General features: G+C 36.8%; 10 protein-coding genes. 4 read left to right on the forward strand and 6 right to left on the reverse strand.

Annotated features, from left to right (window positions below; all coding sequences use genetic code 11):
• Window positions 1–106: 106 nt before the first annotated feature.
• A complete protein-coding gene (gene hisS / locus ACNTMY_RS09215; protein WP_021143315.1) occupies window positions 107–1,384 on the reverse strand; it encodes a histidine--tRNA ligase in 1,278 nt (425 codons plus the stop codon).
• Between the two features lie 277 nt (window positions 1,385–1,661).
• Here hisS and rpmF point away from each other — a divergent pair, with 277 nt between their 5' ends.
• From rpmF to ACNTMY_RS09230, 3 genes are all read left to right on the forward strand, one after another.
• The gene (gene rpmF, locus ACNTMY_RS09220) at window positions 1,662–1,838 is read left to right on the forward strand and encodes a 50S ribosomal protein L32 (protein ID WP_003066947.1); all 177 of its coding nucleotides are present in this window, start codon (window positions 1,662–1,664) and stop codon (window positions 1,836–1,838) included.
• Window positions 1,839–1,854: 16 nt separating this feature from the next.
• Entirely contained in the window at window positions 1,855–2,004 is a 150-nt protein-coding gene (rpmG, locus tag ACNTMY_RS09225) for a 50S ribosomal protein L33 (protein WP_002262412.1), read from the forward strand.
• Between the two features lie 171 nt (window positions 2,005–2,175).
• Entirely contained in the window at window positions 2,176–2,433 is a 258-nt protein-coding gene (locus tag ACNTMY_RS09230) for a hypothetical protein (protein WP_423216219.1), read from the forward strand.
• Here ACNTMY_RS09230 and treC read toward each other — a convergent pair.
• Together treC and treP are read right to left on the reverse strand one after the other, a co-directional pair.
• Window positions 2,407–4,059, reverse strand: a complete 1,653-nt coding sequence (gene treC / locus ACNTMY_RS09235; protein ID WP_423216220.1) for an alpha,alpha-phosphotrehalase — start codon at window positions 4,057–4,059, stop codon at window positions 2,407–2,409. The two genes, ACNTMY_RS09230 and treC, sit on opposite strands and share 27 nt — an antisense overlap.
• Before the next feature lie 11 nt (window positions 4,060–4,070).
• A complete protein-coding gene (treP, locus tag ACNTMY_RS09240) occupies window positions 4,071–6,047 on the reverse strand; it encodes a PTS system trehalose-specific EIIBC component (RefSeq protein WP_423216221.1) in 1,977 nt (658 codons plus the stop codon).
• Window positions 6,048–6,241: 194 nt separating this feature from the next.
• Here treP and treR point away from each other — a divergent pair, with 194 nt between their 5' ends.
• The gene (gene treR / locus ACNTMY_RS09245; RefSeq protein ID WP_423216222.1) at window positions 6,242–6,970 is read left to right on the forward strand and encodes a trehalose operon repressor; all 729 of its coding nucleotides are present in this window, start codon (window positions 6,242–6,244) and stop codon (window positions 6,968–6,970) included.
• A 355-nt stretch (window positions 6,971–7,325) separates the two neighbouring features.
• On the opposite strand, the gene ACNTMY_RS09250 is transcribed toward treR, so the two are convergent.
• The 3 genes from ACNTMY_RS09250 to ACNTMY_RS09260 all read right to left on the reverse strand — a co-directional run bounded on the left by ACNTMY_RS09250 (window position 7,326) and on the right by ACNTMY_RS09260 (window position 14,283).
• A complete protein-coding gene (locus ACNTMY_RS09250; RefSeq protein WP_423216223.1) occupies window positions 7,326–8,153 on the reverse strand; it encodes a class C sortase in 828 nt (275 codons plus the stop codon).
• Window positions 8,154–8,339: 186 nt separating this feature from the next.
• Window positions 8,340–9,785 (reverse strand): isopeptide-forming domain-containing fimbrial protein, encoded by a 1,446-nt coding sequence (locus tag ACNTMY_RS09255; RefSeq protein ID WP_423216883.1) that lies wholly within the window; start codon window positions 9,783–9,785, stop codon window positions 8,340–8,342.
• 55 nt (window positions 9,786–9,840) lie between these two features.
• Window positions 9,841–14,283 (reverse strand): SpaA isopeptide-forming pilin-related protein, encoded by a 4,443-nt coding sequence (locus ACNTMY_RS09260; protein WP_423216224.1) that lies wholly within the window; start codon window positions 14,281–14,283, stop codon window positions 9,841–9,843.
• Window positions 14,284–14,802: the final 519 nt, after the last annotated feature.

Here is a 14,802-nt window from a genome sequence, read left to right on the forward strand (position 1 = left end):
AAAAGCAAAGAAAAACCCCACCCATGTGGCGGAGTTTTTCAAATTCTTTTCTCATTAAGCCTTTTCATTAGCATGGCATTCATGACGCCATGAATTTTAGCTATTCTTAGCTTAATTTTGCCAAGATTTCACCGAAGTTTGACTCGATTTCGGCAAAGCTTGCTGAAACTTCTTCACGAGTTTTGTTATTTTTCACAGTTACTTGACCAGCTTCAATTTCACTTTCACCTAATGTGATAATTGTTTTAGCGTTGAAAGCATCGGCTGATTTGAATTGAGCTTTGATTTTACGTCCAAGGTAATCGCGTTCAGCTGAGAAACCTTGGTTACGGATTGCTTGAACAAGTTCAAGGGCTTTAATATTAGCACCTTGACCCAAAACAGCAATGTATGTGTCCATTTCTTTTTCAACTGGCAACTCGATACCTTGTTTTTCCAAGATAAGAAGTAAACGTTCAAGACCAAGTCCAAAACCAAATCCTGGTGTTTCTGGCCCGTCAAAGTATTCAACAAGACTGTCGTAGCGACCACCTGCACAGATTGTCAAATCTGATTTATCAACTGTTGTGATGAATTCAAAGATTGTGTGATTGTAGTAATCAAGTCCACGAACCATGTTTGTATCGATAACATATGGAATGTTAAGCGTATCAAGCATTTCACGCACAGCATCAAAATGAGCTTGACTTTCTTCATCGAGGTAATCAAGAATTGAAGGTGCATTTTCAACAGCTACTTTATCTTCTTTTTCTTTTGAATCAAGAACACGAAGTGGGTTTTCATCCAAACGACGTTGGCTATCTGCTGACAATTTGTCACGCATTGGTGTCAAATAATCAATCAAAGCTTGACGGTAAGCCGCGCGACTAGCAGCACTTCCTAGAGTGTTCAAGTGAAGTGTCACATCTTTGATTCCCAATGTTTGGAACAATTGGTAAGCCATAGCGATTGTTTCAACGTCTGTCGCTGGATTTGCTGAACCAAAGCACTCAACACCAACTTGGTGGAATTCACGTAAACGACCAGCTTGTGGACGTTCGTAACGGAACATTGAGCCAATGTAGTACATTTTGACTGGTTTTTGAACTTCTGGTGCAAATAATTTATTTTCCACAAAAGAACGAACTACTGGCGCTGTTCCTTCCGGACGCAAAGTGATATGACGGTCACCTTTATCATGGAAATCATACATTTCTTTTGTCACGATATCAGTTGTGTCACCAACAGAACGGCTGATAACTTCGTAATGTTCGAACATTGGTGTACGAATTTCGCTGTAGTTATATTTTTTAAAAGTTTCACGCGCAACAGCTTCGACATATTGCCATTTAGCACTTTCGCTAGGTAAAATATCTTGTGTTCCTTTAGGTTTTTGTAATTTCATAAATAAGATATACCGGCACCAAATTTTTGCAAATTCAGCCCATTTATTCCTTTCTACTATTGTAGCTATTCAATCTCTTCTATTTTATCACAAAAAGAGACTGTAAAGAAGAAGAGACACCTCATTTTTAGATATTATTTAACTTGAAAACGTTAAATAGCCAACTTTTTCAATTTTTTTGTCAAGTAACTTTACTTTACAAAAAAGATATGTTATTATGTTAAAGTTGATTCAAAATCAAGAACAAATTAAAAAATATTATCGGAGGAAATAAAACATGGCAGTACCTGCACGTCACACTTCAAAAGCGAAGAAAAACAAACGTCGTACACACTACAAATTGACTGCTCCATCAGTTAAATTTGACGAAACTACTGGAGATTACTCACGTTCTCACCGTGTATCACTTAAAGGATACTACAAAGGACGTAAAATCGCTAAAGCAGCTAAATAATTAGAAGGGAGATACCATGCGCGTAAATATTACACTTGAACACAAAGAATCTGGTGAACGCTTGTACCTTACTTCAAAAAACAAACGTAACACTCCAGACCGTCTTCAATTGAAAAAATACTCACCAAAATTGCGTAAACACGTAATCTTTACTGAAGTAAAATAATTGAATATAAAAACCACTTTAGCAATATTGCTAAAGTGGTTTTTTACTGTCTAAACTAAAAAGTGCTATAATCAAGGAAAAAGTTAGTTAGGATGTGATGTTATGGATAAGCATCAAGTGAAAAAAGTTTATCTATTTATGTTTCTAGCGCTTCTTATCTTTTTTCTCTTAATGGCATTAGTATTTAGCAAAATCTTATCCAGATTTGGACTAAAATTAATCTTATGTGGTTTGATTTTAGCCCTTCTTGGACTTATTATCACTGGGTATCGGTATGAGTGTGAAAAATTTTCCAACACAGATGACATCACGCGCTTAAGAACACTTGGTACATCCATCAATCCTAAAAGTGTAGTCGGTAAATTTTTTATCGCTCTAGCTATTATCATCATTATCGCTAGTTTACTGACAATTATCTTTGCTATCTGATTTTTCTTGATAAATCGCAAGGGTTTGATAAGGTTTTAGAGTGATTTTTGATGAGAGATTTTGTGCTGGATAATTGCTTAGCAGAATTTTTCCAGATTGATAGTATTTTGGCAAATCAATCTCAACTTCTGTAGCAAAAAAGTTATTTAACACCAACAAGCTGTCGCCATCTAGGTGACGTTCAAAAGCGTAAATTTTAGGATTATCCTGATAAGCAGACTGATAATTTCCTTCAGCAATGATTGGCATGTCTTTTCGGAGACGAATCAATTCTTGATAGAAGGAGAAAATCGGTCCGTTTTTTTCATTTTCAACGTTAATGTCACAATAAGTTTTACCAACTTTCAACCATGGTGTACCTGTTGAAAAACCAGCATTTTTAGAAGTATCCCATTGCATGGGAATACGGCTATTGTCACGTGATTTTGCACGAATAATAGCAAAAGCTTCTGCTTCGCTCTTGCCAGATTTCAACAAAGTTTGATAAGCGTTCAAACTTTCCACATCAACATAATCTGCCATACCATCATAATCTGGGTCAAGCATGCCGATTTCCTCACCCATATAAATGTAAGGTGTCCCACGTGATAAATGAATAGCTGCCGCAAGCATCGTCGCTCCCTCGTTACGGAAATTTTTAACATCTACAAAACGATTAAGGGCACGCGGTTGATCGTGGTTGTTCCAAAAGAGAGCTGACCAGCCGCCACCTTGACTCATTTCTTCACCCCAAGTGTGAAACAGTGATTTCAATTCTTCAAAATCAAATGACTTTAAAGTCCATTTTTGGCCATTTTCATAATCAACTTTGAGATGATGAAAATTAAAGACCATATCAAGCTCATGACTCGCAGGACTGCTGTATTGGATACAATTTTCAGTGTTTGTAAAACTCATTTCCCCGACAGTCATGCTATCATCATCTTGGCCAAATGTTGCTTGATTTAGCATTTTTAGGTAGTCATGCGCAATTGGTCGGTCAGTGTATTCTGGCTTGCCATCAAAAGCATCATTATCTTTCAGCTCTTCATCTTTACCAATCAAGTTAATCACATCAAATCGGAATCCTTTGACACCCTTGTCTCGCCAAAAATTAACCACTTTAAACAACTCTTCACGGACATGTGGATTACGCCAATTCAAATCTGCTTGTGTCACATCAAATAAATGCAGGTAATATTTTCCAGTATCCCCAAAAGGCGCCCAGGCGTTACCTCCAAATTTTGATGCCCAATTCGTTGGTTTATCGCGCAAAATGAAGAAATCTTGATAGTATTTGTCCCCAGCTAAAGCTTTTTGAAACCATTCATGCTCGGTTGAACAATGATTTAACACCATATCAAGCATCAATTCAATGCCATAACTCTTAGCTTTTTGGACCAACTCTTCAAAATCAACCATAGTCCCAAATAAAGGATTAACAGCTTTGTAATCTGAAATATCATATCCGTTGTCACGTTGCGGACTTGGATAGAAAGGGTTGAGCCAGATGACATCGACACCTAACTCTTTCAAATAAGGTAATTTTTCAATAATTCCTTGCAAATCTCCGACACCATTTCCCGTGGTGTCTTTAAAAGATTTGGGATAAATCTGATAAACGACTTTTCTCTTATCAAATGTCACTCTATTCTCCTTTATGACAATTTGCTAACTGTAAAAATAGCTTCTCCGTGAGTAACATCGCACGGCATTTTTCTTGTCACATCTGTCTGAAAATCATTTTGGTTAGTAATAATAACAGGTGTGTCAACTGGATAACCTGCTGCTTTAATCATTTCTATATCAAAACTAATCAGAGCATCTCCCACAGCTACTCTATCACCTTGTTTCACATGAGCGGTGAAACCTCGACCATTAAGGTTTACAGTATCCATACCAATATGCATCAAAAGTTCCACACCCTCGTCAGAAATCAAGCCAATTGCATGTTTTGTTGGGAAAATAGCTGAAACAACACCATTAATCGGAGCAAGTAGTTCACCTTCAGTAGGTTCAATGACAATTCCTTGTCCCATGACACCTTGCGCAAAGACAGGGTCTTGTGCTTGGCTTAGATTTTTTGCGTGCCCTACAAGTGGACTTTGGATAGAAATAATTGTTCCAGCAGGCACTTCTGCCTCTTTTTTCGCAGCTACTACTGCTTGAACTTGTGATTGTTCACCATTTTTCAAATCATCTTCAGCTTTTGTTAAAATACTTCCTTTACGGAAAACGTAGGTCAACATAAATGGAACTGCTACTGCAATTAACATATTAATCGCAAATAATCCCATGTATTTAGCTTGAATAGAGAGGATTCCTGGAAGTCCACCAATACCAATCGCATTCGCTGTAATATTAAAACTTGTACAGAATAGACCTGCTAAACCTGAACCAATCATCCCAGCCACAAATGGGTAAACATATTTCAAGTTAACCCCAAAAAGTGCTGGTTCTGTAACACCAAGGTAGGCTGAAATTGCAGCTGGCAACGAGATTTGCGCCTCACGCTCGTCATGACGATTCATGAAATAAAATGCCAAAACAGCAGAACCTTGCGCGATATTTGACAAAGCAATCATCGGCCAAAGTCCTGTACCACCAGCATCTGCAATCAATTGGGTATCAATCGCATTTGTCATGTGATGTAAACCAGTAATAACAAGTGGCGCATAAAGTGCTCCAAAAATCGCTCCAAAGAGCCATTTCACAGGACCTGTCAACCCAGCAAGAACAACGGCTGAAATACCTTTACCAATTGTCCAACCAATAGGACCAAGTACAGTATGTGCCAAAATAAGAGCTGGAATCAATGATAAAAATGGCACAAAAATCATTGAAACAACTTCTGGAATGTGTTTACGCCAGAAGCGTTCTAGATAAGCCAGAGATAAACCTGCTAAAAGTGCTGGAATAACTTGAGCTTGGTAACCAATCTTTTCTATCGTAAAGAAACCAAAATCCCATGACCAATTTGCTGCAATCTCCGCAGCTGGTGTACTTGCCACACTGTAAGCATTAAGAAGCTGATTTGGTGACACCAAACAAATTCCAAGGACAATCCCTAAAATCTGGCTAGTCCCCATTTTACGTGTGACAGACCAAACGATACCTACTGGCAAATAATGGAAAATCGCTTCACCTGGCAACCAAAGAAAGGCATTAACACCAGACCAAAATTGAGAAACTTCAACAATTGTCTTGCCACCTAGTGCTGACCACTCAACACCTTCTAAAACATTACGAAAACCTAAAATCAAACCACCTACGATAATAGCTGGAATGATTGGCGTAAAGATTTCAGCTAGCATTGATAAAGCACGTTGAAACCAATTTTGATTTTTCTGCGCAGCTGATTTTGCGGCTTCTTTTGACACGCCTTCAATGCCAGAAATCGCAGTAAATTCATTGTAAAATGTTGGAACATCATTGCCGATAATCGCTTGAAACTGTCCTGCATTTGTAAATGTTCCTTTAACTGCTGGAATTTTCTCCAAGCGTTTAACATCAGCTTTGCTGTTATCATTTAAGACGAAGCGCATGCGCGTTGCACAGTGTGTTACGGCTGCAATGTTTTCTTTCCCACCGATTGCTTCAAGCATCTCGCGGGCATCTTTTTCAAATTTTCCCATAATTTCTCGGTAAAACCGACTCCTTCGTTAGTCTATAAATAGTCGCTAGCTGTATTTACAAGAGATATTGTAATCGTTTTCTATTTTGTAGGCAAGTTGTTTGGCAAAATTTCATTGCTTTTTTCTTGAAATCTGTCTTGTTGTATGGTATTTTACAGACAAATCGAGAAAAGTTAAGGAATTTTAAAAACATCATGAAGAAATACGAGCACATTTACCAAATTTTAGAAAAAGACATCACATCAGGAGTCTATTCAGCTGGTGATTATCTTCCTACTGAAAATGAACTCTGCGCACAATATCACGTCAGTCGTGACACCGTCCGCAAAGCATTGAGTTTGCTTGCTGAAGCAAGACTAATCAAGAAAATTCACGGATCTGGTTCACAAGTTATCAAACGTGAAACGATTAACTTTCCTGTTTCAAAATTAACGAGCTATAAAGAACTTGTCGATAACTTCGGTATTAATTCTAAAACCAACGTCATCACCATCGATAAGCTGATTGTCGATGAGAAATTAGCTGCGCTGACAGGATTCTCAAAAAACAACTTAGTATGGCGTGTGATTCGCCAACGTGTGGTTGATGGCACAGCTTCTGTCATTGATATTGATTATTTAGATAAAAAAATCGTGCCAAATATGACCCGAGAAATTGCAGAGAAATCTATTTACGATTATCTTGAAAATCAACTCCATTTGAGCATCGCTTACGCTCAAAAAGAAATTACCATCGATCAGCTTAACGACCGCGACAAACTACTTCTTGATATTGGCGCTGAGCACCATGTCGTTTCAATCAAATCAAAGGTTTACCTTGCCAATAATCAACAGTTTCAGTTCACCGAAAGTAGACACAAACTTGAAAAATTTCGTTTTGTAGATTTTGCAACACGAAAAAACTTGCTCCCGACAAATCATTAAACAAGCCAAAGCAATCAAAAAAGAAGCTGAGTACTTAGCTCAGCTTCTAGCTTTTAAAAGAAGGAAAAGAAAAATCAGAAGATGAGCATTACGCTACCTCGAAAAATTTCCTTTCCTAACTAAAGATGGTTAGTGTATTTTGGACATAACCAAAATACGAAAAGATTTTGCACGTCCAAAGTTATTATGTATATTAAGAAAGTGGTTCTTCAAAAATATTGGGGATTAATAACTTTGGATTAATTATATTTTACTATAATTTACTTTCCTAAACACCTTTTTAAACCTTCTAAATATTGTCATTTTGACAACTTTAGATAGCCCAAAAACTGGAATACTCGGTATATCAAGTACTCTAGTTTTTTAATACCTTACCGATATATTTTCCGATAAGAAGCAACAAAAAGATCGTTATTGCGATAAAAAGAGCAACAAATAAAACCACTACTTGACTAGCTTCTGAGACGACACGTACTTCTTTATCTACATTTACAACACGATGCCCTCTCACTAAAAGACGGTGTGTATTAACACCATAAGGCGTACAAGTCACCAAAGTGACATAATCTTCATTAGAATCAATTCGCAAAGCTGAAACTTCTTGAGGCAAGACGGTTAAGATTTGATCAACTTCGTAAACCAATGTTTCATCCAAGACTTGAATCATAAACGTATCACCCACAACCAATTGATCAATATCTGTAAATAATTTTGCAGTTGCTAAGCCACGATGCCCTGAAATAACTGCGTGCGTTCCTTTACCACCAATCGGCAGCGAAGTCCCAGGAATATGTCCGATAGCAACCCGCAGAACACTATCGTCTGTTCCATGATAAATAGGCAAGGTCACATTTAACTTAGGAATTTCCACATAAGCCATAATCCCTGATTTTGTAACTTTAAGTGTCTCATCATAAGTCGTCTGATTTAAGCCGCTCAAGTTCAAGCTGGGAGTCATATTCTGAGAAAGGCTCTGATTGTAAACACGCGCCTCTTCCACCAACCTTTCTTTTTCACTATTCTCCAAATCCTCTACATCTTGCAGATAACTGGCTACTGCTTTTGATTGATGAAATGAATTCCAATAATCGCTAACTGTCGGATACAAGACCAAAGAAAGACCGACGAATATTGCTAAGGCTAATAAAATTGTTAAAGAATTCTCTTTAATCTTTTTGAACATAAACAAGTGGACTCCTTTGATATTTAGGTATAGGAAAAGGAGTGAGAAAGTGTATTACTCTCTTCACTCCCAATATCAAGTTGACAAGGTTGTAAACAAGAGCTTTACAGTAATAGTTCTTGTTGTAAAGTGTTAACGCTGATAAATAACCTTGTTTTATTGATTTCCTAACAATTTTTATACAACTTATTTAGTTTTAGAATCCACTCGTTTTTTAGTCACTAAAAGGATACCTGCAACCAAAATAAGACCTGTACCAAGCACATAGAGAAGAGTTGTTCCTTTACCACCTGTTGAAGGAAGGACTGCTCCTTTTTTATTTTGAACATCAGTTATCAACGAACCCTCACTTTGATTAGCGGTAAATGTCAATTCTCCACTAGCTGCATCACCAGACAATGATGTTAACGCTGGGTTGTCTGATTCAATATCATGAGTTGCCGTCACTGTAAACGTGACATCATCAATAGAATTATACCCATCTGGTGTAGTGGTTTCTGATAGTTTATAATCTCCATCATCAAGACCTAAGAAGGTAAATGTTGTTGCTACTGTGGCTGAAATAGTTTTAACTTCTTTCCAATCTCCATTTACTTTTTTGTAAAGAGTAAATCCAGCACCTGCCAAAGCATTATTATTTTGATCAACTTTATTAACCTCTACTTTGTACGTGAAAACAATAACTGTGTCTTCTGGAGTTTCAGTGGTATCTTCTGGTTTAGTTGTACCATTACCAGTATTATTTGGATTATTTGAATAGATTAATTTTGCGGTATTTGGGTTACCTTTTGAACCAATAACCGCTTGTTCATTAAGTGTTGCTGTGTACTCAACAACGATTTGTGAACCATCTGTAGCACCAGAAATTTTACGTAAGTCATTAATAGCATAGCTTGAACCGTCTGCAGCCACTGTAAATGATGAGGTCACATCAGTTTTTGAATCGCCATTAACAAGGTAAACTTTAGCATCACTATTATAGGTTAACCCAGCTGAAAAACTATCAGTGATTGCAAGGTAATAGTGATTATATGTCGTAAAGTTTGATGGCAATGTTGCTGTTAATTGGAATGGAACGGAATCGTTAATATCGTAGTCAGCTGAGTCTTGCCAATCAGTTGTTTCACCAGTTGTATCATTAGTGTCTTTAACTTTTTTCTCAAAAGTTGGCGTGTCAGCTTTTGGCTCTACTTCTACGTCTTTTACAACTTCTAAAATAAAGTTTGTGTACGTTTCGTTAGCACTAACAGATTTATTTTGAATAAGGTAGTAACCAGCGGCAAGATTTGTCAATCCACCTGGATTTTGAAGGTATTGACCAGCAGCTTTGGCAAATTGTTTGGCTTGCTCTGCGGTAAAATTCGAAGCTCCTAACACCTCAGCAAGTTCAGCTGCAGAGCCCACACCGTATTTTTCTTGAAGAGCTGTTTGGCCAGTCTCCGTGATACCATTGCCCCATTTAATATTTGAAAGAGTTTCTTTATCTTCTGATAAAATCCCTGTAAAGATTTGATAAGTTTCATACTCACCATTGCCGCCATTAACAGTAATATCATGCGCCATTACTTTTACGCCTGAGAAAGCAAAAATAACAGCTATCAATGTTGCAAAAAATAATTTAAGCTTTTTCATCATAATTCCTTTTCTTTAATTTTAAATATAAGTTATTAGCATTTGACAGTATTTATTAAGCACCACTGCTTTTGCCAAATACAATCACCAAGATTCCCACAGAGATAAGTAAGATAACTAGTCCTAAAATATAATAAAACAACTGACCCCTACCTCCTGTTTCAGGTAAAGCGTATTGTTTTTGAGCTGTATTTTTAATAGTGATAACAGCAGATTCTGAAGCAAGAGCAATTGCTGAAGGTGTTTTTGAAGTCACAGTACCATTATCATAAGTCGTGTCATAGCCTGCCACTGCCTGCTCACGAACATAATACGTATAAGTTGCTGTCTTATCTGAATTAGTTAACGGTAACTCCTTATAAGTCCTTGTCCAATTGTCTGAATGGCTCATAATTTCACCAGATTTGTAAACCAACTCACTTGTCTTACCATCTTCTGCTGTAGCAACTTGCACCACATCATAAGTGATTAAACCATCAGCGCTTCCGACATCATTTCCATTAGCATCAAGCCACTGCTTGTTAACTGTTAGATTAACCGTATCAATTTTGGCATTTGGTACGTATTCTACACCAACATGCTCACTTAAATCAGTCACCTGACCTTTTAAGGCAATTGGTGTCATCACATTTACATTCAAATCTTTCGTGTAGGTGAAATAATACTTCAATGCTTCTTTTGGCAACTCGTATCCAGAAGCCGCAGCTGTTTCAACCACATAGTAAATCGTGTTGTAGTCAAACATCTGATTCGTACTTGGATTAGAAATATGAATCTCACCATAACTGTCTGTTATATAGCTTGTGATTGCCTCATCATTTGAATCGTCATCATCACCATCATATTTATAAACAGTAAATGTCGCTCCAGGAAGAGAATGCCCATAATTTGTAGCATCTACTTTGTTTAAAGTGTACGTTCCAGAAATATAAACACTACCTCCACCTGATTGATTCACATACTGATAAGTTGTGACATCAGAATCGACTCCATTATGAACACCTTCAAGTTGTGAGGTATTCATCACCGTATGATAACTTCCTTCTGTTGCATCACTAATTTGGTAATTGTATTTCAAAACATAGTGTCCTGAATCAGGTAAAGTCACAGTAATAATACTTCGACGATATTGAGTTGGATAAGAAGGACTATTTGGCACATCTTCATACGTCCATGCCCAATCTCTATCTGGCACTTTATCGCCGTCTTCGTCATACAAAATTACCGAACCATGAATCAAAGAATAAGTAACATGTTCTTTGTAGTATTGCAGCGTATCAGTCAACGTTAACATATCCGAACCACTTGCTAAATCTTCAGCTTCTGGGTTAATATCAATCGAATAGTTAAGCACATGCGTATAACCAACAGAATTCGTATTAATGCTGCCCTTACCTGAATTATCATAAATCATCGGAGAAGTTGAACCTGTCTGTATTTTATTAATAACATCTCTATCATCACCCGGTGACGTTGTTTTTCCAATAGTAACTTCTTGAGTCTGACTATCAGAACCCAGATTTTCATTAGCACTACTTACGACAACATTATTAGTCAATAATAGCGTTGCTGTTTTACCAGCTTCAACTTTAGACATGTCATATTGAGCTGCGACAGTAACGTAGAAAATTGATTCGTTATTAATGGCAGTATTAATCGTTCCGTTAGCTGGCGCAGTGAAATTCAAAATGACATTATTGCCCGAAATATCACCAGATAAACCAATATCCTTGGTACTATAGGTATTTTGACCTGCTGAAATCGTATTGCCGTCAATTACTGCGGTTGCTGGTCCATAGCGCGTGCCATAGGTGATAGAAGATATTGAAACATCATCTGGAAGAGTATCTGTAACTGTTAGATTTGTTGTATCCTTATTTAAAATAACTTTGATAATCCATGTCAAAGAACCATCTGCGCTCGTTACTACAGAAGTTCCTTCATTACCATTTCCATCGGTTTTAGTAACCACCTTAGCAGGGTAATTTGCAGTACTGCTCACATCACCGATTATTACCACATTACGAAATTCAGTTTGACTTGATAGCGATGATAAATCTAATGTCGATTGGTAGTTATAAATCAAATCACTAGACATAGCGTAATCTCTCATCAGTGTTATCGTATAGCGCGTATAAGCCTCAGAAGAATCAATAGCTTCATAATTAATCTGCCTACCATAATTTTTTGACACTGTCATCGTAAAGCCATCTGCCCCAAAAAGCTTAACCATTTTGCTATAAATATCAGCTAATTGTGAAGCTGTGTACCAGTGTTTGGTATTATCTTCGTTATATTCAGCTGTTAATCTGTCTGTTAAAATTGTTCCGCTAGGCAGTATGCCCTCGTCTGACATAGAAATTTTTGTTGACCACGTAGCTACTTTAACGTTAGCGTCTGAAGTAGCTTCAGAAGCGACAAAATTTTTCAACACTCTACCAGTCCCAGGAAGCGTCACACCGTAGGAAGCTGTATTTCTGTCATAGGTGGTCGAAGTATTTCCATCTTTATCAATAGTTGCTGTGTTGGTTATTTTTTGATTACTGAAACTGTTGTCAGTTGCTTTGGTCATGTACGTTATCGTATAAATTTGCTTATTAGTACCATCTACGGTCTTACTAAATTTAATCCCTGAAAGTTTTCCATTTGAATATTGCAAAACATAATCTGTATTTGGTGAAACACTGACGTCACCAGTAATCTCAGAAAAATGGTCATCTGTTAACAAAGAATCAGCAATATCATTTTGATTTTTATTAATTGTAATCTCCCACTTAATTAAATCTGTACTACTGTCATATGAACCTGTTTTTTGAATGTCTGGAATCAAGGAAATAACATTTGTAGTACTATCTTCATCTTTAACATCGTCTTTACCCGCATTAGATGAATTAACTGTCACCTTATTATTGACAGAAACCTCACCATCTCTCACCGTCAAGCCTGAAAATCGATAACGATAAGTAATCGCATAAAAATGTCCAATACGATTGCTACTGGCATCCAGTCCGCCAGAAGTTAATTGTGGTAGTGTCAGTGACCAACTACCATTTGAAGTATTAAACGTTGGGCGCGCCGAAATATTTTCTGCACTCGTCACCTGACTTCTCGAACCAACATAAGTTGATTTGGTAACGGCGATATTATCTACAGACTCAATGGAAACTCTTGAAGCTGTCAAAACATCAGAAATTGTAATTTCATCTGGCGTACCGTTTAGAGAATTCACCAAAACCGTATAGGTAATATAAGCATTGTTGCCATCATATGAAATAACGCCTGCTTCTTTTTCAGTATCTAAATCATAGTTCTTCTCAATAACATCATCTGTTATCGTGACGGTTATCTTATCTGAAAAATCTGCTACATAAGCACCTTTGTCATTTCGAAGCTCCTCACCCATTTCCATATCATAATAGAAACTTGCCTCAACATCCGTTGTGGGAGCTAAAGTACCGACATAGCTATCCAAGAAATGAATCAGCATATAGGTGTTGCTACCGTCTTTAACAAATTCAAACGTAGCTGCCTTATTCCCGTTTCTATCTAAAATATTGAATTCACTACCGGTTTGAACAGTAACACCATCTGGAATTCTTAAATAATAGTCAGCATTGTCTGCTAAAGTTGCCCCTGTTAAATTAGAAAAGCTTAACACTAGATGAGTTGTTAACACTCCCGTAGCAATATCCACCGTTGATGATGAGACAGAATAATCATCTAAATAGCCTGAAAAATCTGCATAGGTAACCTCCGCAATGGTATAAGTTGAAAAACTATCTGACTTAAAATTCAAACTCTTAACATTTGATGACTCATCTTGATTAATCGTTGTTTCTATCTGTTCTGTCAGATTTTCCACATTGTCAAAATCATCGTTCACAAAATGATACAATTTCCAACTGCTTTGTACGTCAGCAGTTTTAATTGCATCAGCAAACGACATTGAAACTGCTACATCTTTTTTAGGCTCAACCTCTTGCTCAGCAGCATTTACAAAAGAAATGTCATAAGAATAAGCTTGCGATAAATTTTGCTTAGTTTCCCTTAAAAGTCCAGATATTTTTTGGTTAATTTCAGATGTGTTTTGGATTGGAGTCACTCTCAGCGTCACATTATCATCAAATGTCCCAACTTCATAATCGACGGTAACCATTACATTGTCAGATGTTGCACGTAGCTGCCCAGCTTGGCTTGAATAAATTTTGTTAAGACTCAGCTCGGTCTCACTGTTCTCAAATGTAGAGGATTGTTCTGATGAAACTTGGCTTTCAGTCTGGGACTCATTAGTCTCTATCTTATCATTCTCAGAAATACTTTCTGTTGACTGAACAACCGATGAACTATTGCCTACGCTAACTGTTAAGGCAGGTAAAATCAAGGCATAGGTCGTGCAAAACACAACAATAATTGATAAAGCTAAAGCTACTTTCACAACAATATTTTCACGGAATCTCTGTTCAAATACAGCCTTCAGTCTTACCAATAGCTTTTTCATGGCAATTCCTTTCTGTTACTAAAATTTTATTGAACCTCTCCTAACCGTATTAGAGGCTATAATCTAAATGTTAGTTTTCCTACTAGCTGCTCATCACTGATAATACCGATAGATTTATTTCAAGAAGCAATAGATACTGTTGCAACTTGAATGAAAACGAAAATTGTACTGCGTAAAATGTATAAAAATCGATTATGATACTTCCCTTTTCCAACCCATCCGATAAGATTTTTGAGCCAAGGAGACGTTTTTTTACATTGAAGTCCCAATTATCCAATCACTTCATTTTTCTCTAAATATTATGTTTTAAAAACACAATATCCCCTTTTTTTAAATACGATTTTAGCACGGTTATCATCAAAAAGTTATCATTTTTTATTTACACATCGTAAACTACTTTGTCATTATATTAGAAAATTTTAATCTTATTTCCCCATTTAAAAGCGTTTAAACGTTTCAAAACCAGTTAACACATGAATTGTCTTTCTTTTTTAATAATTATAAAAATTGTTACTTTTT

The organism is Streptococcus equinus, from assembly GCF_049393735.1.
Taxonomy (GTDB): domain Bacteria; phylum Bacillota; class Bacilli; order Lactobacillales; family Streptococcaceae; genus Streptococcus; species Streptococcus equinus_G.

Excerpts from the sequence above, each read along its gene's own strand:
- ACNTMY_RS09250 (WP_423216223.1), bottom strand. The coding sequence starts at position 8,153 with ATGTTCAAAAAGATTAAAGAGAATTCTTTAACAATTTTATTAGCCTTA.
- ACNTMY_RS09255 (WP_423216883.1), bottom strand. The coding sequence starts at position 9,785 with ATGAAAAAGCTTAAATTATTTTTTGCAACATTGATAGCTGTTATTTTT.
- treR (WP_423216222.1), top strand. The coding sequence starts at position 6,242 with ATGAAGAAATACGAGCACATTTACCAAATTTTAGAAAAAGACATCACA.
- rpmF (WP_003066947.1), top strand. The coding sequence starts at position 1,662 with ATGGCAGTACCTGCACGTCACACTTCAAAAGCGAAGAAAAACAAACGT.
- ACNTMY_RS09230 (WP_423216219.1), top strand. The coding sequence starts at position 2,176 with ATGGCATTAGTATTTAGCAAAATCTTATCCAGATTTGGACTAAAATTA.
- rpmG (WP_002262412.1), top strand. The coding sequence starts at position 1,855 with ATGCGCGTAAATATTACACTTGAACACAAAGAATCTGGTGAACGCTTG.
- hisS (WP_021143315.1), bottom strand. The coding sequence starts at position 1,384 with ATGAAATTACAAAAACCTAAAGGAACACAAGATATTTTACCTAGCGAA.
- ACNTMY_RS09260 (WP_423216224.1), bottom strand. The coding sequence starts at position 14,283 with ATGAAAAAGCTATTGGTAAGACTGAAGGCTGTATTTGAACAGAGATTC.
- treP (WP_423216221.1), bottom strand. The coding sequence starts at position 6,047 with ATGGGAAAATTTGAAAAAGATGCCCGCGAGATGCTTGAAGCAATCGGT.